Origin of the sequence: Acinetobacter sp. WCHAc010052 (genome assembly GCF_002165295.2) — a bacterium.
Taxonomy (GTDB): domain Bacteria; phylum Pseudomonadota; class Gammaproteobacteria; order Pseudomonadales; family Moraxellaceae; genus Acinetobacter; species Acinetobacter chinensis.
Genome location: NZ_CP032143.1, coordinates 706,497 through 725,820, shown reverse-complemented (window position 1 = coordinate 725,820; position 19,324 = coordinate 706,497). Strand labels below are relative to the sequence as shown.

The following is a 19,324-nucleotide window of genomic DNA, read 5'->3' as shown; positions in this document are numbered from 1 at the left end:
TTATTTAAAAAAATAATGCTTCGGAAAATCAGATTAAGCTTTAGGAGGACGTAGAATTTCCTGCCAGTGCCCTGCGAGATGCTGAGCCTGGTAATGAATTTTAGGGGAGTTCTGTTCAGAATTGTCCTGGGGAACAGTCAATTTTGGAATATCGGTATTAAACCAGACAATAGAAGATTGACAGGAGAACAAGGCACAGTTCTGACAGTCAGCATGCTGTACGTGCTGAGACTGAATCAGTTGATTATGACAATCTGTTAAAGATTGCGACGTATCAGTATTCTGCTGATTCTGCGCTTCCAGATCTGCACAATGCTGTTTCATATCCTGTACCGACATGTGCTGCATCATGGTTGCATGATCAACACTGGTCTGATTCTGTATCTGCTCATGTTGCATCTGCATACTGATCTGCATGGTTTTTATAGAAGCAACAGACACACTGCTCCACCCTATGGCGAAAACCATAAGACAAACAAACCAGGCCTGTTTGCAGAGTTGTGTGAACACGTCAGAATCTATCCGCGAATATGAATAACTCTTTTAAGCATATCCTGTAATACCGTGATTGGCAAATTACAAAAATGTAATTCAGGTTTACACAGCAGATACACCTGAATACTTTCCAGCCAGTATATTTTTATAGCTGTGCTGAACAATCCATCAGTACAGATCAATATTTAAATCATAAAAAAAGAGCCCATTTGAGCTCTTTTTAAACATAAAACGATGAGTTGATAAACGATTGATCGCTATTTGATTAATCTATACTCAGCTTATCCATATGCTTATCAACATGGTTATCCATAGAGTTATCTACAAAGTTATCCACAATTTATGAATAACTTATTCAAAAAACTCTAAACGCTCACTGCACCGACTTTTGCCAGTTCAGAACGCATTTCATCAATCACTGCTTTATAATCAGGCTTGCCAAAAATAGCTGAACCAGCAACAAACATATCTGCACCAGCTTCAGCAATTGCATGGATATTTGCCGGTGTTACACCACCATCCACCTCTAAACGGATATCACGACCTGAGGCATCAATGATTTTGCGTGCCTGACGCAGTTTATCCAGAGTTCCAGGAATAAATTTCTGACCACCAAAACCAGGGTTCACACTCATCAGAAGCACCTGATCGACTTTATCTAAAACATAGTCTAAGTAATGTAAAGGTGTTGCAGGATTAAATACTAAGCCTGCTTTAGCACCACCATCTTTGATCAGTTGTAAAGAACGGTCAATATGATGTGTTGCTTCTGGATGGAAGGTAATAATATCCGCACCTGCTTCCAGGAAGTCTCCAATCATACGATCTACAGGTGACACCATGAGATGCACATCAATCGGTGCTTGAATGCCATATTTTTTCAGAGCCTTGCACACACCTGCTCCAAAAGTTAAGTTTGGAACATAGTGGTTGTCCATCACATCAAAATGCACAACATCTGCACCTGCTGCTAATACATTGTCGACTTCTTCACCCAGACGGGCAAAATCGGCAGAGAGTATTGAAGGGGCTATTAAGAATGGCTTGGACATGAAAAAACCTGGCTGGCTGTTATCGGATAAATTCCATTATAACAAATCAGACCAGGTCCGTCAGAATGTAAATACAGACTCAGCCATCAATGAATGAAGCTATCTCAGACTGAACCTGATTTGCCCTGTTACTGCGTTTGCAGTTGCTTTTCAAATTTTTTGACCTGTGCGATACGCTCTTTTGTTGCAGGATGGCTGGATAAAAATTCTGTGACTGCATTACTGCTTTTCTCTTCACTGTTTTCTTCAGACAGGCGCTGTAGAAAATCTGAAAAATATTTCACAGGTACATTCTTTTTATGCATCTGCTTCAATGCGTACAGGTCAGCTTCTGACTCAAAATCACGTGAATAACCTGCGCCAACAAGTGCCACCGGTAGTGAACTGAACAGATCGGAACTGTCACCTGTGACAGCAATTAAAATTGCACTGAAACCCAGACTGGCAATCGCCTGCTGCAGGCTGTGACGTTCCACGATATGCCCCTGTTCATGCGCAAGCACACCCAGTATTTCACGGTCATCTTTGGTCAGTTTGACCAGTTCATCGGTCAGAATAATTGTATTGTTTGGCAATGCCAGGGCATTTGCACCGATTTCACCACCAGCCCGAAACAACAGTTTTGCCGGCTTCCCTTCTGCCACACTGTCCAGATACTGCTTACGGATCTGTTCCTGTCTTGCAGCCGGTAATGTTGATTTTTCCGTCATCCGGAAGACCTGCTTTTCAGCTTCTTCACCCAGCTGATTCATGGTGTCAACAGGTAACACACGGGCTATGTGATGGGATGCAAAAGGAACACCCCATTTCACCACAGCAAAGGCAAATACAGCGACAAAAACGATACTGAACAGAATCAGTGAGGGAGAACGCTCAAGCTTCCAGATGGAATGATAGGTCTTTTTATTTCCAATCATAAACCAGTCAGGCAAAGCCTGCTGAAGCTCAAGCCTTGCGTCATCCTTCATTTCAATGATCGGTTTTATTTTGCCAAGCGCACCAATCAGCGTCATATCTTCATACATATAACGCCGTTGCTTTTCATACTGATCACCATAACGGATCAGGACAGACTGTGCATCTATAGGACTGATCCGTGCAGGCTGCGGTCTGGATACAACGCCATCATAAAAAACTGCTTCGACAGATGAAACCATATCCATTTGCTCCATTTTTACAGAGAAATATCAAGATCAAAAATATCACTGATCTCTTCTGCCAGCGCACTGTGATCCTGCTGAGCAATGTTATACAGCTGATCGGGATCATCCACCATATTCAGGGTCAGATTGTCCACCTTATAACGATAACTGCGAACCGCTGCCCATGGACTTAAAAAACCGACTGAAACAATACGGGCAAGGATATTGGTCCCTTCAATCCACGCATAGCGCCACTGATTACAGCTGGTATCGAACTTACTGTTGCCTACGGTCACGTTTTTCCAGGTCGCAATATAAATTCGTGCAGCAATCAGAGGAAACAGGAAAAAAATTGCCAGTGTATAGATCAGACCAAAAACAGCCATTGCACCTGAACCAATGGCTTCAAGCCCTGAAGACATGGAGATGCCTGAAACAGCAACCAAAGCCACCACAATAATGATAAATGCAAGCAGGGGTAAATAAACTGCTCCCATAAAAGTCGTCCATCTGGTATGGATGGTAAATGGAAGCTGACCTGCAAACAGGTGGTTGAAGGTATAGCGTTTATACAACCAGATAGCCACAGGGAAAAACAGCCCAAGCGTCACAATGGTCAGCAATAAAGCCAAAAAGAAAACAATATATGCTTTCAGCGTTGAACCGCCAAAGTAGAAGCGGCTGTTGCCATACTTACTGTTTCTGGCAGTAAAGCGGATGGTTGCTCTTAACAGCCACGGTACAGCCAGATAGATTAAAAGTGCACCAATCCCGGCAATTTTAGGAGAATATCCCGCAGCAAGCGAAATACCGATATACAGTCCAATCGCAATCAGACGACCGATCAGGATTTTGCGTGGGACACCCGTAAAATCAAACTTACGGTTATAAAATTCAGTATTGCCATAAAAATAACGTAAGCGTCTGACTTTTGCCCAGGGTGCATACAGACTCAACGTAACAATCGTCAGCAGAATGTTGACGATCCAGATGCCGAAATACTCAGAAGCACTGCCATAAAACTTAAAACCCAAAGTTTTTGCATTGCCTGAGGAATGAGTAAACGAAGGAATGACTGGCGGTGTTGTGACTGATGGATCAACAGGAATAATTCCGGGTTCTGTGTTTTGCATTTTTTACCTTAATATTTATTTTAGGTTGAATTTTTAATATTCAGATTTATCTTTTAAAAAAAAGCTCCTCAGTCGAAACAGAGAAGCCCGTGTTCTTTATATCATATAAAATTCATGTGTAATATGCAGGAATTTTAAGCACCCAATTGTACAGCATGAAACTGTAAATGTTCATCTATAAATGACTGAATGAAATAATAGCCGTGGTCATAATCCTCGTGCTCACGCAGTGTAAGTTTCTGACCTGCTTTTTCACATGCTGCCTTGAACAGTGCAGGATTGAGCTGAGCATAGAACTGATCTTCAAGTCCCTGATCAATCAGAATTTCACTGAAAAGTGCACCTTTGGACTGGATCAGTTCCACAGCATCATGCTGCGCCCATACTTCCTGGACATTTCCCAGATAATTTGTAAATGCCTTGATTCCCCACGGACACTGAGATGGCGCACAGATCGGTGCAAATGCTGAAACTGAACTGAATTTTTCAGGATATTTCATGGCAAGTGTTAAAGCACCATGACCGCCCATGCTGTGCCCCATAATTCCTGTTTTATCAGCATGTACCGCAAAATTTCTGATAATCAGATCATACAGTTCAGAAGCAATGCAGTTTTCCATCTGATAATGCGCTGACCACGGAGATTCTGTTGCATTGATATAAAAGCCCGCCCCCTGACCGATATCCCAGTGATCACCCTTTGCGACATTTTCACCGCGCGGAGAAGTATCAGGAGTCACCAGAATCAATCCCAGCTGAGATGCCATTTTCTGTGCATGTGCCTTAATCGCAAAAGTTTCTTCGGTACAGGTCAGCCCCGCCAGGAAAAACACTGCTGGGCACTTCTGTCCATCAAGTGCCTGAGGTGGCAAAAAAATACCAAACCGGCTTTCACAGTTCAGTGTTTCTGAGCTGAAACTGTAAATTCGCTGCTCACCATCGAAACATTTATTATTTTGTACCAGTTCCATGATCAGTCCTTTAAATAGTGATGTTTGATCAGTGCTGCACTGCTGCTGCATGTGATGTCAGTTGTGTTTCTGCTGCAGGAGCATCAACCTTTGCGGATGGGAACAGATGCTGTTCCAGCTGAGGAAGCATCAGCTCCATATTTTTTCCCATAGACCATTGTGGTTCTGATGGATCAAAACCCTGCGCCTTTTCCCATTTTGCAACCGTTTCACTTGCCTGAACAAAAGCCTGACGGATGCTTGGCTGCTCCCGCATTGCCTGATCAAAGAATGCCCGTCCAAAATAGGTATAATCCGCTTCATTTGAACAGCCGAAGGATGCACGATCTGCTGCTGAAGCTGTAATGATCAGTGTATTGTCATCCTGCAGTGCAGAAACAAAACTACCCGAATAACAGGCAGATATTACAATCACACGCCAGCGTACACCTGAACGGTCCAGTGCATCTTTAAGCCACTTTGGATCGACCTGAGTCAGATCAAGGGGCGCATTTTCCATTTCAAAACGGTTCGGTAGACCATGTGATGTCATATAAAGAAACAGTACATCACTCTCACGGTTCATCTGCTGCCCGATTCTACGCAGTGCCAGTTCCATACTGGTTGTCGATGCAACCGGCAGGCTCAAGCGTGTGGACGGATTATTTACAAGTGCAATCGAACGCCCGAAAGTTCCAAAACGGGTATCAAACTGTTCCCGTATCCGTTCAATTTCGGACATAAAGACATCCTGATAACCTGCACCTGCCACCCCCATAAAGTACCAGTGTGATTGGGCAAACTCACCCAGCTGAATGGTTTCAAGGGCTTTATTCAGCAATCTGTTCTGAGCATAAAATGCATCTTCTTCAAAAACCGGTGGAGACTCCTCCACTTTCCAGATAGGCTGGTTTTTGACGGACATCTGCCAGACCACCAGGGTAAACAGGGTCGCAGCAATAATCAACGCACGCTCCCACCATGGCCAGTGCAATTCACGTGCAAACACCCAGACTACAGCCAGACTCTGCCAGACAAACAGCACCATAAATACGGTCGGCAGATAGTCATATAAAGCATAAGGTAAAATATCGAGCAGACCGAGGTACTGAATCAGGCTTTGCAGCAGTGCAATATGCGTATCCAGCACCAGCCACAATAAAGCCGGAACAAGCATTAAGCGGGGATTGTTAATCCGCTGGGACAGGAAAATACCGACAATGAGAGCAATAAACGGCCACAGCGCATAACTGACCAATCCCTGAGAGTTGAACTCCCCCACTTCACCAGCGCTGAGCCAGCTGAACAGTGTATTGGCACTTCCACCCAGAATCCCCCAGAACACAAGCTGCATAATGGATGGGCGTACAATCTGTAATGAACGTCGTGATCCAAGAAAAAGCCACATCCCAGCCGTCTGGTTGCTTTTAAAATCATGCCAAAAATTGATGGAGGGTTTGAAGTCAATCATAGGGGTTTCGGTTCAGCTGAGAGCTTGCTTGAATGCTCTCTTAGTTTATTCCTGATGCTGTTTTTAGCAATGATGTTTTTCAACTATATAACAAATCGTTGCCGATTATTAAATCATTCACCAGCAATTATCCTAAAGTCCTGGCTGAAAATATGCATCAAAACGACAGGCATCGCCTGACCACTGATAAGTGGTTGATTCATTATTCAAAAACACTGCCAGTCTTGGGCGTTTCACAACCACCCGTTTTGCAATCTGCTTTGCCAGTGGCAACAGCGCATCACCAAGATCCATTTCACCATCTTCAGGCAGTAACATGTGCAGTAACTGCATCTGTTTTTTAACCTGAGCCTGTTTTTTAACAGCCTGCTGATTCTGATCACGCTGTGGAAACATTGGATCCAGATAAACAACATCCACCGTCTGGTTCTGATCATTCAGCTGCTTCAGATATTCTGCTGAATCTGAAAAGACCAGCTGAATGGAAGCCGTCACCTGACTCAGATAAGCATCCTCTTTTGCTCTGTTCAGACTGTCTTCAAGTAAGCTAAACAATACAGGATGACGTTCAACCAGGGTCACTCTGGCACCCAGGCAAGCCATTAACAGACTGTCATGCCCAAGACCTGCTGTTGCATCCACCAGCACAGGCTTCTCAGAAAGATTACAGGCTCTGGCTATCAGTTCCGATTTTAAGGATGCTCTTTTTAAACGTGGAACTTCTGCGACCCAGTCGGGCTGCATTTTCATACCACTGGCACACAGCCATAAGCCTGAACTATCCACACATAAAGCCAGTTCAGGATTCAGACGCAAAAATCGCGCATTCAGCTTTTCGACCTGAACCATACTGACCTGAACCCCACGTGAAAAAAGCACAGCAGAATACTGCTGTGCTTTTTCCTGAAATTCAGACTCGGAATATAAGCGTATTTCGCTTACCATAATTTCCAGCCTGTTAATGCAAACAATAAAATAATCAGTCCAGAGACAATACGGTACCATGCAAAAACCATGAAATCACGTTTTGCCACATAAGCCACAAGAACACGGATTAAAATCAGTGCTGACACAAATGAAACCAGTGTACCGAAAGCCAGTACGGTCCAGTCCTGCGTACTTTCAAAGACATGATAGCTCTGATATAAGTCCAGTAAGCCTGCACCCACAATAACAGGAATACCCAGAAAGAATGAAAACTCAGTTGCTGCTTTACGTGAAACACCCAGCATCATTGCACCAATAATGGTTGCACCCGAACGTGAAGTTCCTGGAACTAAAGCTAAAACCTGAATCAGACCAATATAAATGGCTTCTTTAATTGAAATATTTTCAACTTCCTGCGCATTCACTTTCGGCGGATTCTTCTCCACCCACCAGATGATCACACCACCAACAATCAGACCTAAAGCAATCGAAATATCATTGAACAGATATGCTTTTACCGTTTGCCCCAAAGTCAGACCAACCAGCATGATTGGAATGGATGCCAGGATTAAGCCTATCCCTAACTGACGCCCTTTCGGTTCACCAGATACAAGCCCTGTTGCAGCACCCCAAAGCTTTGCCCAGTATTCATAAATAACCGCAGCAATCGCACCCATCTGAATTGCGATCACAAAAACATCACTTTTTTCTTTGGTCCAGAAGTTCATTAATTCAGAAGCAAGAATTAAATGTCCTGTACTGGAAATTGGTAAAAACTCTGTTATACCTTCAACAATACCCATGATTGCTGCTTTAAGCAGCAGTAAAAGATCCATAGAAAATCCTGATTATGGTTTGCCCTGTTCTGGAATTTTTTTCCAGGCATTATCACGTAAATAGACAGGCAATGCCTGCTCAGCACTGACCCACTTTTTCTGGCTTGCATGCTCGCGTGCAATGGTAGCAATATCATTTGCTGTTGCATTCAAGTCTTTGTATTGTATTTGTTCTTGCTTAATTAAATCTGAACCCGAACCCACCAGCTGAAACTGAACCTGTTCAGCAGCTCTGGCGTAATCCAGTAAATATTCTTCTGAAACTGCCTGCATGATGCCCTTATCATTGAGCTGATAGCTGGCGATGTACACTTCCTGCATACGTGCATCCAGTACTGCTGTCACCGCTGTCAGCCCCGCAATCCGATAAGCCGCCTGCGCCAGTGCCTGCAATGTGGAAACAGGGATAACCGGTAAATCATTTGCCCATGCCAGCGCCTGTGTCACAGCAGCATTGATCCGTACTCCACTGAACGAACCTGGTCCACGACTGAATGCAATTGCCGTTAAATCGGCAGCAGCAGTTTCCGTCTGGATAAAACCTTGCTCAATCAGCGGTAAAATAGTTTGTGTCTGCGCTTTCGCTCTTGCATCCAGCTGAAAATAAAGCTCCTGAGTTTCATCCACGATAGAAACAGAACACTGCTCATTGGCTGTTTCCAGTGCCAGCAATTTCATGCACAACCTATTTTTCAAATAAATAAACGGTGACTATGATACTCCACTCAATCTCAGTTCGCGAGCGCAGAAACTGTTATTAAAAATAAAGCCAGATCAATGTCCGGCTTTAAAACAGAATATTCTCTGCTGTTACAGGGTTACAGCTTCAAGCTGCTGAAAGTTTTTAAAATGCTCTGCATAATGCATGGCACTCATTTTCAGTCGGAATTCCGCATTTTCATCCAGCGTTTTGACCACTTTTCCCGGTGACCCCATCACCACAGAATTATCTGGAATCACCTTACCTTCAGGAATTAAGGAGTTTGCACCAATAATGCAGTTTTTACCGATCACAGCATTATTTAACACCACAGCATTAATCCCGATCAGGCTGTTGTCTCCCACCGTACAGCCATGCAGCATGGCTTGATGCCCGATGGTGACATAATCTCCAATATGCATATCTATGCCGGTATCTGTATGCAATACCGCGTTTTCCTGCACATTGGTAAAATTACCCAAATGAATTTTTGCATTATCACCACGGATTACAGCACCAAACCAGACACTGACCTGAGTCCCCATTTCGACCTGCCCAATCACAGTCGCATTATCCGCAACCCATCCATCCCAGGGCTGATTTAAAGCGCGTGGCGTAAATTCCTTAAACTTATACAACATGATGCAACGTCCTTATCCTTTAGCTTATCTGTGATTTTTGACTTTAAATGCAGGTGAATTCAGTAAAAATGGCCAGTCTTTCTGATAATTCAAACCATACTGAAACAATGACACCAGCATTCTTGCGGTTAAACCCCATACCACCTCATTTTCCACCCGCATACTTGGAAAATACAGGGACTGATGTTCAAAACGGACTTCGTAAGGAACAGGTGGTGCATCCATCAGATTTTTCAATGATGCAAAAAATATCCGGTCAATTTCAGTAGGTTGAGCAGTCAGCTGAACCTGTGGTGGAATCAGCCCAACCACTGGCTTTACCAGCATTCCATTTCGTGCTTTCTGCATGGGCAGATCCCCGACCAGCTGCACATCAAATGGACTCAATGCGGTTTCTTCCTGAGCCTCACGCAATGCAACAACAATATTACTGGTATCCTGTGGATCACGCTTTCCACCTGGAAATGAAACCTCACCTGCATGATTATTCAGATATACAGAACGTCGTGTCAGCAATACTTTTGGGTCATGTTCATCTGTGATCGCAATCAACACAGCTGCGTGAGCTTCTTTGACCCGCTTTGAAAAACGCAGATTTTTTTGCAGCACATGTGTCAACAACCGATCTTCCATAGATTATTTATCCATTTTCATGAAATTTTATCATAGCCGAATTTTCAGCCATGCGGTGAGAAATGATGCCAAAGTTCAATTTTTCAGTTATGCTGACAAACACTCTGATCATTGATGATGACTATGAATTTTTGTGCAAACTGTGGCCATGAAACAACCGATAAAATCCCTTTGGGCGACCATCAGACTCGCCAGGTTTGCACACATTGCGGCAACATTCATTATGTCAATCCCAAAGTCATCTGTGGTGCACTCGCCTTATGGGAAAATAAAGTACTTCTGTGCAGACGTGCGATAGAACCCCGTTATGGTCTTTGGACACTGCCTGCCGGTTATATGGAACTTTTTGAAACCATGGAACAGGGAGCTGCCAGAGAAACACGCGAAGAAGCCGAAGCAGAGATTAAAATCGAACAGCTCTACTGTATGTACAACATTCCCCGTATTGGTCAGATTTATGCGCTGTTTAAAGCTCAGCTGATTGATGGAAAATTTGGTGCAGGTGAAGAAAGCATTGAGTGCCGACTGTTTGACGAACATGAAATACCATGGACTGAACTGGCTTTTCCAAGTGTTGAACGGACATTAAGACATTATTTTGAAGACCGCAACAAAGGTCACTTTGAAATCCATCTTGAAACACTGGGTTCGCGACTGGATCATACAGGCTGATTCCCTGATCTAAATTATAATTTTATAAAATTTAAAATACCTGACACTTTCATGCGACTGTATCAGGAAACAGATTTCACCTGAGCATTCATTTTTGGTTCAGGTATCTATTTACAGCACTGTTCTGAATATCTTCAGAAACATAAATAAAAAAAGCAGCCTTACGGCTGCTTTTTTAAGTCAGAAGTCAATAACGAATTATTGAGCTGCTTGACCAGGCTGTACAACTACAGTACGGCTACCAGAAATAGTCGCGAATACACGACGGTTCATAGCACGGCCTTCTTTAGTTTTGTTGTCAGCAATCGGTTGATCCCATGCGAAACCTTGAGTAGTCAGACGAGCTGGATCTACGTTGTATTCGTTTACAAGAGAAGTTTTAACCGAGTTAGCACGAGCTAAAGATAAACGTTCGTTCAATGCACGTGGACCAGTGTTGTCTGTGTGACCTTCGATGCGAGCAGTAGCGTTTGGATATTCAACTAACTTCTCAGCAACTTTAGCGATTTCAGGCTTGTACTGATCTTTGATGTTTGACTTGTTAGTGTCAAAGAACACACGAAGTTCCATGTTCAGGTCTTCAGTCAGTTCCTGTGGAGCAGGCTGAACTGGAGCAACTGGTTCAACTGGAGCAACTTCAATTACTGGAGCAGCTGGTTTCAGGTGACCACCAAGAACAACGTTCAGACCTGCAAGAGCTGTATAGTTCCAGAAATCTTCATCGATGTTGTAAGTAGCACGAGCTTCTGTACGAAGAGACAGAGCATCGTTCAGACGCCAGAAAGCACCGATACCAGCATTACCTAAAGTACCTTCATCATCTTTCAATGAATCTTCTTTCAGGTCATATTCGTATTTGTAGTGACCAGCACCTAATAATACGTATGGCTTGATTTTGCTGTCGTAGTTTTTAGTGATCAGGTCAGAAGTAGCGTAGAAGTTACCATTGATCTGAGTCTGTTTGTATTCACCGTAGTTAGAAGCTTTATCTTCGATATCGCCTTTAACCTGGTTGTATTCAGCTTCAAAACCTAACCATGGAGTCAGTTCAACACCAAGCGCTGCACCAACAAACAGGTCGTCCTGAAGTTCTGGCTCTTCACCATAAAGGTGATCTTTATAGCTGTTGTTGTGTTTAGTGTCTTGGAAAGTATAACCAAGCATTAACGGAGTAACAGTTACGCCTGCGTTTGCAGCTGCTAATGGAGCAGCTACCAGCATTGCTAATGCAATACGACTCATTTTCATGGATTTATCCTCCAGAGATAACAATTGTTGTTCAAGCTCAAGCCTAAAATTTTTGGCTATCCTGAGATAGGCTTTATAAATACCCCAGATCTATTTTTAAGCTAGTCACCTCGAATCATACAAACACTTTATTTGTTTTCCAAGTGCTTGATAATTTTAATCAAGTAAATTATTGACAAAATTACTTACAATTTCCGTTGTAATTCGGTAAATTTTTACTCAACGTGGCTGTATGAATAGCTTATTTACTCTTGTCTTTCATTTTAACAGCTTTCTGAACACTTGAGTAATAAAATCTTAGTGACAAGAATAATCGACTAAACAGAACCTTAGCACAGCATTCTGTACAAATTATTAAAAAAAACAAGGGGAATATGATGTTTTTAAAGAGAAAAAATGGATTCACTTTATTTGAACTGATCGTAACCATTGCCGTTATTGGGATTATCGCTGTCCTTGCCGTTCCCTCATTCAAAAATCTGATGGCATCTCAGGAAGCTAAAAAAAATGTCCAGATTCTTAATTCAGTGATCCAGCTGGCAAAGTCACAATCTGTTACACATCGTACAAATACCGTACTTTGCTCCAGCGCTGATGGCAGCAGCTGTCAGGCGAACCAATGGGCAACAGGCTATATTCTGTTCCTGGACAGAAATAAAAATGGTGCAGTGGATAGCGGTGAAAAAGTCATCCAGTCAGAAAAGACAGGACTCAAATATGGCACACTGACCTGGGCGGGTTCCGGGTCTGTTGCGTATCTGACATTCAGAAAGCCCAATGGTTTACCAATCGGTAGTAATGGAACATTTACCTATTGCTCCAGTGTGGGATCACAGAATCACTATAAGGTGATTCTGAATGATATGGGGCTGACCCGACAGGAACGACCATCGAGCTGTTGAGAACCTGGCAGTCTACAGTTTGGGACTGGGGATGCTTTATTCCTGAGCAAATTTCAATATACTGCTTAAATCCGGAATTCTGATAAATCCAATATGGAGAAAACAATGACTGACATCGTAATTGTAAACGGCGCACGTACCGCTATGGGTGGTTTCCAGGGAAGCCTGGCAACTGTCACTGCACCAGAACTGGGTGCTGTCACTATTAAGGAAGCGATTGCCCGTGCGGGTCTACAGGCTACAGATGTTGAAGAAGTCATTATGGGTTGCGTACTGCCCGCAGGTCTGAAACAGGGTCCAGCCCGTCAGGCAATGCGTCAGGCTGGTTTGCCTGATTCCACCGGTGCTGTCACCATTAACAAACTGTGTGGTTCAGGCATGAAAGCTGTCATGCAGGCTGCCGATGCCATTAAAGCTGGTTCAGCTCAGGTGATTGTTGCAGGCGGTATGGAGTCCATGACTAATGCACCGTATCTGTTACCAAAAGCACGTGGTGGCTACCGCATGGGTCATGGCGAAGTCAAAGATCATATGTTCTTTGATGGTCTGGAAGATGCAGAAACAGGTCGCCTGATGGGGTCTTTTGCTCAGGATATGGCAAATACCCGTAACTACACCCGTGAACAGATGGATGAGTTTGCAATCCGTTCACTGAAACGTGCGCAAACTGCGATCACCGAAGGCTATTTTGCAGATGAAATCGTCCCTGTGACAGTTTCGGGTCGTAAAGGCGATGTAATTGTTGATAAAGACGAACAACCGTTCAATGCCAACATTGAAAAAATTCCAACGCTACGCCCTGCTTTTGCCAAAGATGGTACGATTACAGCTGCGAATGCCAGCTCAATTTCAGATGGCGCATCTGCTTTAGTACTGGCTTCTGCTGAACTTGCAGCGCAAAAAGGCTTAAAGCCACTGGCAAAAATTGTGGCTTATGCATCCAACTCACAGCACCCTTCTGAATTTACTATTGCCCCTGTTGGCGCAATCCAGAAAGTCCTGAACAAAACCGGCTGGGATGCTCAGGACGTTGATCTATGGGAGATCAATGAAGCATTTGCCATGGTGACGATGTGCCCAATTGATGATTTCAGACTGGATGCTGAAAAAGTCAATATCAATGGTGGTGCATGTGCACTGGGTCATCCTGTTGGTTCCACAGGTTCGCGTATTATCCTGACTTTAATCCACGCTTTAAAACGTACAGGCGGTAAGAAAGGTATTGCAGCTCTGTGTATTGGTGGCGGTGAAGCAACTGCGGTTGCCATTGAAATTCTTTAAAATTTAAAGCACTCTCCCCTTAAATTTCAAAAAATGTAAATTTAAAATCCCTCAGCTTTGAGGGATTTTTTTATCACGGATCATTACAATTTTTTCAGCAAAAATTAAGCAATACACTGCTAAATTAAATATTCAGAACAAAAATGGACTGCTGTCATGCAACTGAATCACTATCTTAATTTTCAGGGTGAAACCGAAGCTGCCTTTCACTTTTACAGATCAGTTTTTGGTGGAGAGTTTTCTTTTATCAAACGTTATTCAGAATTACCAGATGCGCATATTTCAGAGAAAGAAAAAGATTATATCCTGCATGTTTCTTTGCCAATTAATCCATTTACCATTTTGATGGGTTCGGATACCACTGAACAGTTCTGTGCCCCGCAAAGTGCGCCTTTCAGCAAAGGTACCAACCACTATATTTCCATCAACCTGGATGCAGATGAGCAGGCTGAAGCACGACGCCTGTTTGATGCTCTGTCTGAAAACGGTCAGGTTGAAATGGCGCTGGAAAATACTTTCTGGGGTGCGCTGTATGGTGCATTTACCGATCAGTTCGGGATACGATGGATGGTGAACTGTCAGCTTGAAACTGAATAGCAGAATACTGGAAATGCAATATAGCCTGTTGAATCAATTCAGGTTATATTGCACTCATTAAAAATACGATTGATAAGAAATGATTCCAGGCATACCTCATACCATTCTGATCATTATCATCACGATTCTGACATCGTTGGCAGCGTGGCAGCATCGGAACATTATGAATCGTTTGATTTTCAATATTTCAGCGATTAAACATGGGCAATTTGATCGCTTTCTGACGCATGGTTTTATCCACAATGATGGAATCCATCTGTTTTTCAATATGTTCACCCTGTATTTCTTTGGGCGCAGTATTGAATGGTTTTTCCGTGACTATTTAAATGGAATGGGCTTCGTCCTGTTTTACTGCAGTGCCGTTATTATTGCTGCGATTCCCAGTTATTTACAAAACCGAAATCTGAATTCTTACCGAAGTTTAGGTGCTTCTGGTGCTGTGAATGCAGTACTGTTCAGCTCGATTTTATTTAATCCATGGGGAATGATTTATATCTATTTTATCCCTATTCCTGCAATACTCTTTGGCACAATTTACCTGTGTTACAGCATGTATGCTATTCGCTCTGGACATTCTCCACTGATTGACCATCGTGCTCACATCACAGGTGCTGTGTATGGTTTCTTATTTCCTTTATTGCTGGAACCAGATTTAGGGCGTGCTTTCTTTTACAAGTTTCTAGCAACACCTTTCTCTTAAAGACTTAAGCAAAACATTGATTTTTAGTGGCCTTTAAACATCAATATTTGAGAACTGCGCAATAATGGTCAAGCCAACCGTAATAAAGGCAATGCCGACCCACCCTGCCAGGTCAATATGCTGCCCTAAAAATGCTTTTGCCAGCAATGCCGTTGCAATCACGCCGATACCAGACCAAAGCACATATAAAATACCCGCTTGCATAAACTTGAGTGCATAGGCGGCACAGGCAAAAGAAATAATATACAGAATCAGGGCAACTCCCTGATCTGCTTTATTGACCAGACCATTGCCTTTGGCAGAATAAAACGTTGAAAGTACATCTGTGGCAATTGCGATCAACAGCCAGATCACACCTGGATTTATTTTTGCAAGCAATAAAGACATGATTATTTTCATTTATCCGATCATGGGCGGATTTTAGCTCAAGTGCCTTTAAACCACTAGCATGCCCTGTATCTCAATCATCTTTGAACACCAATTTACAGTGATAAAAAAAAGGTGAATCCATGATTCACCTTTTTGCTCAACAGACTGAAAGGTCTTAGAGTAATTCTTTACGCAGTTGCTCAGGTGTTTTCATTGAGAGTAAACCTGGTGCAACATCAAATGCAGTTTTCGCACCGTACTGCTGCATCTGATTTAAGCGATAACATGCACGTGCATACGCAACCAGCACACTCGCTGTAAACTCAGGATTACTGTCGAGTTTTAATGAAAATTCAACAACCTGATTCTGTTCATCACTGGTGTTTCCACTGCGGATCACAAAGCCACCATGTGGCATCTTCTGGTGATCTTTTTTCAGTGTTTCTTCATCAATGAAATTTACAGTGGTGTTGTAGTCTGCAAAATAGTCAGGCATGGTCACGATTGCCTGCTCAACCGCTTTTGCATCTGCACCGTCTGCAAGAACCACATAACATTCACGCTGATGTTTTTCTTTGGTCGTTAAAACAGGACGTGCGCCACTGCGAACTTTTTCAATCGCATCCGTTGATGGGATGGTATATTGCACACCTGCTTTCACGCCATCCACACGGCGAATTGCATCCGAGTGACCTTGGCTTAAACCTTTACCCCAAAAAGTATAAGTTTCACCATCAGGTAATAATGCTTCACCAAATAAACGGTTGATTGAGAACATGCCTGGATCCCAACCAATCGAAATCATCGCAGTTTTCTTGTTTGCTAATGCAGGTGCATCCACCGCCGCAAAATATTCAGGAATACGTGCATGGGTATCAAAACTATCTACGGTATTGAATTGGCTTGCCAAGATTGGACCCTGCTGTGGCAAATCATCTTTCGAGCCACCACATAAAATTAATACATCAATTTTATCCTGAAAATCACCCAGACTATCCATGTGAAAAACCTGAGTGGTCGCAAAACATGGAGAAACTGTTGCAGGATCACGTCGGCTGAAAATACCAACAAGCTGTAAGTCCTGATTTTTCTGAATCGCAGTTTCAACACCACGCCCAAGGTTGCCGTAACCGGCAATACCTACACGAATAGAATTTTGCATAAAAACAATGTCACTTCTGAATAAAAAGTCTGAATACCATGCCACCCAAGGAAATAATTCTGTTCATTTCCCTGACGGATATTTTGCTTCTGAAAAAAGATGAGTACTGATCTGTATCAATGATACTTAACGCTAAATACCTTAACATATTAAATTAAGTTAATATAAAACATGCAGATATAATTTTTAATTTTCCATTCATTTACACAATAAAAAAGCCTGCATGATGCAGGCTCCCGGCACTCAGTCAGGATTATGCACCTGTCTGATAATGCGCTTTCGGTACAGCAGTCGATGCCTGGTAAGGATTGGTGAAATCCCCAAGACCTGCCGCAGCTTCAGTAATATCTTTACCTTCTTTGATCACGAAAGTATCGAAACCTGAACGCTTCATATAATTTAAAACGTCTTTAAATACATCACCTGTTGCACGAAGTTCACCCTGATAACCCTGGCGACGCAACAACGCAGCAAATGAATAACCACGACCATCGTTAAAGCCTGCAAAATCAATGAAGATTGCATCCAGCTGATCCAATGGAAACTGGTTCACTTCAGGAGAGGCATCCACGGTGATGAATAAGGCTTTTTTACCTGAAACATTGGCAATCTGATCCAGTTGTTCAACAGTCAACAGTACATCGCCTTGTGGCAACACACCATCTTCACCAATGATCTGATAAGTATTGTCTGCAATTGTGCCATCTTTAGAGAGGACTTGAAGTGCTGTATTAAGCATATGCACGCTCCTTAAATGGCTGGATACCGACACGACGATAAGTTTCGATAAATTCTTCACCTTCGTTACGAAGATCGAGATAAGTATTTAAAATTTCATCCACAATATCAGGTACAACTTCAGCTGCGAATGATGGTCCTAAGATGTCACCGATTGAAGCATCGTGGTCTGCATTTCCGCCCAAAGTGATCTGGTAGAATTCAGCGCCTTTTTTGTCCACACCTAAAATACCGATGTTACCCACATGGTGATGACCACAGGCATTCATACAGCCTGAAATATTCAGGTCAATATGTCCCAGGTTATACACAGTATCCAGGTCATCAAAACGGCGTGAAATCGCTTCTGAAATTGGAATGGATTTCGCATTTGCCAGTGAACAGAAATCACCGCCAGGGCAGCAGATAATATCGGTAATAAAACCGATGTGCGCACGGGCAAGGTTGTTCTGATCAAGCGTCTGCCACAGTTCAAACAGATCTTTCTGTGGTACATCGACCAGTGAAATATTCTGTTCGTGCGTGGTACGAAGTTCACCGAAAGTATATTTGTCTGCAAGATCAGCAATCAGATTCATTTCTTCGGTGGTCATATCACCCGGTGCAACACCTGCACGTTTCAGTGAAATCGTCACGATACGATAGCCTGCAACTTTATGTGCATTGGTGTTGATATTGAACCATTGTTTGAATTTTGGATGCTCTGCAAACAAAGCATCAAAGTTTTCATCTGCATAGTTCTGATAATCAAATGGCGTGAAGTTCTCATCCATTTTTTTCAAAGTATCTGCATCAACTTTTAATGTTTTGATGGTTTCGGCAAATTCTGCTTCAACTTTCTCAGCAAATACTGCAGGAGTTAAAGCTTTTACCAGGATCTTGATACGTGCTTTATATTTGTTATCACGGCGACCATGCAGGTTATACACACGAAGAACTGCTTCAAGATAAGCAATCAATTCTTCACGTGGTAACCATTCACGGATCATGGAACCAATAATTGGGGTACGACCCAAACCGCCACCGACTTTGATTTTATAACCTAACTCACCCGCTTCATTGCGTGTCAGATACACACCGATATCATGGAATGAAGTTGCTGCACGATCCACTTCTTCAAGCGCAGAAACTGCAATCTTGAACTTACGTGGCAAGAATGCAAATTCAGGGTGGAACGTTGACCACTGACGGATCAGCTCACAGGTAGGACGTGGGTCAGCAATTTCACCTGCAACCACACCTGCATACTGGTCAGTTGTCGTGTTACGGATACAGTTACCTGAAGTCTGAATGGCATGCATCTGAACCGTTGCAAGCTCCTGCAGCATATCAGGCACATTTTCAAGCGCAGGCCAGTTGAACTGAATATTCTGACGTGTGGATACATGTGCATAACCACGGTCATATTCCAGAGCCAGTTCAGCCACTTTACGCAGCTGATTTGAGTTCATCAGACCGTAAGGCACAGCGATACGCAACATTGGTGCATAACGCTGTACATATAATCCATTTTGCAGGCGTAATGGGCGATACTCATCTTCAGTGAGTTTACCCGCTAAATAACGTTCCGTCTGATCACGGAATTGTGCAACACGTTCATTAACCAGTTGCTGGTCAAAATCAGTATATAAATACATGGCGTACAGCTAGTAGATTCATTATAACGACGCACAAT

The 19,324-nt window shown here is 43.0% G+C and carries 21 protein-coding genes; 5 read left to right on the top strand and 16 right to left on the bottom strand.

The window, feature by feature from the left end; genetic code table 11:
* Positions 1–33: 33 nt before the first annotated feature.
* The 11 genes from CDG61_RS03955 to CDG61_RS03905 form a co-directional block, all read right to left on the bottom strand.
* Positions 34–441 (bottom strand): hypothetical protein, encoded by a 408-nt coding sequence (locus CDG61_RS03955; RefSeq protein ID WP_228199610.1) that lies wholly within the window; start codon positions 439–441, stop codon positions 34–36.
* A gap of 419 nt (positions 442–860) precedes the next feature.
* Complete coding sequence (gene rpe, locus CDG61_RS03950; RefSeq protein WP_087551577.1) at positions 861–1,547, bottom strand: ribulose-phosphate 3-epimerase; 687 nt, start codon at positions 1,545–1,547, stop codon at positions 861–863.
* Between the two features lie 128 nt (positions 1,548–1,675).
* Complete coding sequence (locus CDG61_RS03945; RefSeq protein WP_087551617.1) at positions 1,676–2,704, bottom strand: M48 family metallopeptidase; 1,029 nt, start codon at positions 2,702–2,704, stop codon at positions 1,676–1,678.
* 17 nt (positions 2,705–2,721) lie between these two features.
* Positions 2,722–3,822 carry a YjgN family protein gene (locus CDG61_RS03940; RefSeq protein ID WP_087551578.1) on the bottom strand — a complete coding sequence of 367 codons (1,101 nt, stop codon included), beginning with the start codon at positions 3,820–3,822 and terminating at the stop codon, positions 2,722–2,724.
* A gap of 134 nt (positions 3,823–3,956) precedes the next feature.
* Positions 3,957–4,793 (bottom strand): S-formylglutathione hydrolase, encoded by an 837-nt coding sequence (gene fghA, locus CDG61_RS03935; RefSeq protein ID WP_087551618.1) that lies wholly within the window; start codon positions 4,791–4,793, stop codon positions 3,957–3,959.
* Between the two features lie 28 nt (positions 4,794–4,821).
* Positions 4,822–6,243: a C13 family peptidase gene (locus CDG61_RS03930; RefSeq protein ID WP_087551579.1), complete on the bottom strand. Its 1,422-nt coding sequence runs from the start codon at positions 6,241–6,243 to the stop codon at positions 4,822–4,824.
* A gap of 132 nt (positions 6,244–6,375) precedes the next feature.
* Positions 6,376–7,188 (bottom strand): class I SAM-dependent methyltransferase, encoded by an 813-nt coding sequence (locus CDG61_RS03925; protein ID WP_087551580.1) that lies wholly within the window; start codon positions 7,186–7,188, stop codon positions 6,376–6,378.
* Entirely contained in the window at positions 7,182–8,006 is an 825-nt protein-coding gene (locus CDG61_RS03920; RefSeq protein WP_087551581.1) for an undecaprenyl-diphosphate phosphatase, read from the bottom strand. Before CDG61_RS03920 ends, CDG61_RS03925 begins: the two co-directional genes overlap by 7 nt.
* Positions 8,007–8,018: 12 nt before the next feature.
* Positions 8,019–8,684 (bottom strand): tRNA (adenosine(37)-N6)-threonylcarbamoyltransferase complex dimerization subunit type 1 TsaB, encoded by a 666-nt coding sequence (gene tsaB, locus CDG61_RS03915; RefSeq protein WP_087551582.1) that lies wholly within the window; start codon positions 8,682–8,684, stop codon positions 8,019–8,021.
* A 132-nt stretch (positions 8,685–8,816) separates the two neighbouring features.
* A complete protein-coding gene (locus tag CDG61_RS03910) occupies positions 8,817–9,347 on the bottom strand; it encodes a gamma carbonic anhydrase family protein (protein ID WP_087551583.1) in 531 nt (176 codons plus the stop codon).
* 24 nt (positions 9,348–9,371) lie between these two features.
* Positions 9,372–9,980, bottom strand: coding sequence for a CoA pyrophosphatase (locus CDG61_RS03905; RefSeq protein WP_087551584.1), 609 nt, complete (start codon positions 9,978–9,980; stop codon positions 9,372–9,374).
* A gap of 123 nt (positions 9,981–10,103) precedes the next feature.
* Here CDG61_RS03905 and CDG61_RS03900 point away from each other — a divergent pair, with 123 nt between their 5' ends.
* Positions 10,104–10,652 (top strand): NUDIX hydrolase, encoded by a 549-nt coding sequence (locus CDG61_RS03900; RefSeq protein ID WP_087513829.1) that lies wholly within the window; start codon positions 10,104–10,106, stop codon positions 10,650–10,652.
* A gap of 198 nt (positions 10,653–10,850) precedes the next feature.
* Here CDG61_RS03900 and omp38 read toward each other — a convergent pair whose 3' ends face one another.
* Positions 10,851–11,900 carry an outer membrane protein Omp38 gene (gene omp38, locus CDG61_RS03895; RefSeq protein WP_087551585.1) on the bottom strand — a complete coding sequence of 350 codons (1,050 nt, stop codon included), beginning with the start codon at positions 11,898–11,900 and terminating at the stop codon, positions 10,851–10,853.
* 374 nt (positions 11,901–12,274) lie between these two features.
* Between omp38 and CDG61_RS03890 the strand changes: the two genes are divergently transcribed.
* From CDG61_RS03890 to CDG61_RS03875, 4 genes are all read left to right on the top strand, one after another.
* Entirely contained in the window at positions 12,275–12,802 is a 528-nt protein-coding gene (locus CDG61_RS03890; protein WP_227542925.1) for a GspH/FimT family pseudopilin, read from the top strand.
* Positions 12,803–12,907: 105 nt separating this feature from the next.
* On the top strand, positions 12,908–14,083 hold the full coding sequence (locus CDG61_RS03885) for a thiolase family protein (RefSeq protein ID WP_087551586.1): 1,176 nt from the start codon (positions 12,908–12,910) through the stop codon (positions 14,081–14,083).
* 156 nt (positions 14,084–14,239) lie between these two features.
* Complete coding sequence (locus CDG61_RS03880; protein ID WP_087551587.1) at positions 14,240–14,680, top strand: VOC family protein; 441 nt, start codon at positions 14,240–14,242, stop codon at positions 14,678–14,680.
* 79 nt (positions 14,681–14,759) lie between these two features.
* The gene (locus CDG61_RS03875; RefSeq protein WP_087551588.1) at positions 14,760–15,380 is read left to right on the top strand and encodes a rhomboid family intramembrane serine protease; all 621 of its coding nucleotides are present in this window, start codon (positions 14,760–14,762) and stop codon (positions 15,378–15,380) included.
* A 33-nt stretch (positions 15,381–15,413) separates the two neighbouring features.
* Here CDG61_RS03875 and CDG61_RS03870 read toward each other — a convergent pair whose 3' ends face one another.
* The 4 genes from CDG61_RS03870 to CDG61_RS03855 form a co-directional block, all read right to left on the bottom strand.
* Positions 15,414–15,767, bottom strand: coding sequence for a DMT family transporter (locus CDG61_RS03870; RefSeq protein WP_087551589.1), 354 nt, complete (start codon positions 15,765–15,767; stop codon positions 15,414–15,416).
* 157 nt (positions 15,768–15,924) lie between these two features.
* Entirely contained in the window at positions 15,925–16,911 is a 987-nt protein-coding gene (locus CDG61_RS03865; RefSeq protein ID WP_087551619.1) for a diaminopimelate dehydrogenase, read from the bottom strand.
* Positions 16,912–17,164: 253 nt separating this feature from the next.
* Positions 17,165–17,650 (bottom strand): DUF934 domain-containing protein, encoded by a 486-nt coding sequence (locus CDG61_RS03860; RefSeq protein ID WP_087551590.1) that lies wholly within the window; start codon positions 17,648–17,650, stop codon positions 17,165–17,167.
* Positions 17,643–19,286, bottom strand: a complete 1,644-nt coding sequence (locus CDG61_RS03855; RefSeq protein ID WP_087551591.1) for a nitrite/sulfite reductase — start codon at positions 19,284–19,286, stop codon at positions 17,643–17,645. Before CDG61_RS03855 ends, CDG61_RS03860 begins: the two co-directional genes overlap by 8 nt.
* Positions 19,287–19,324: the final 38 nt, after the last annotated feature.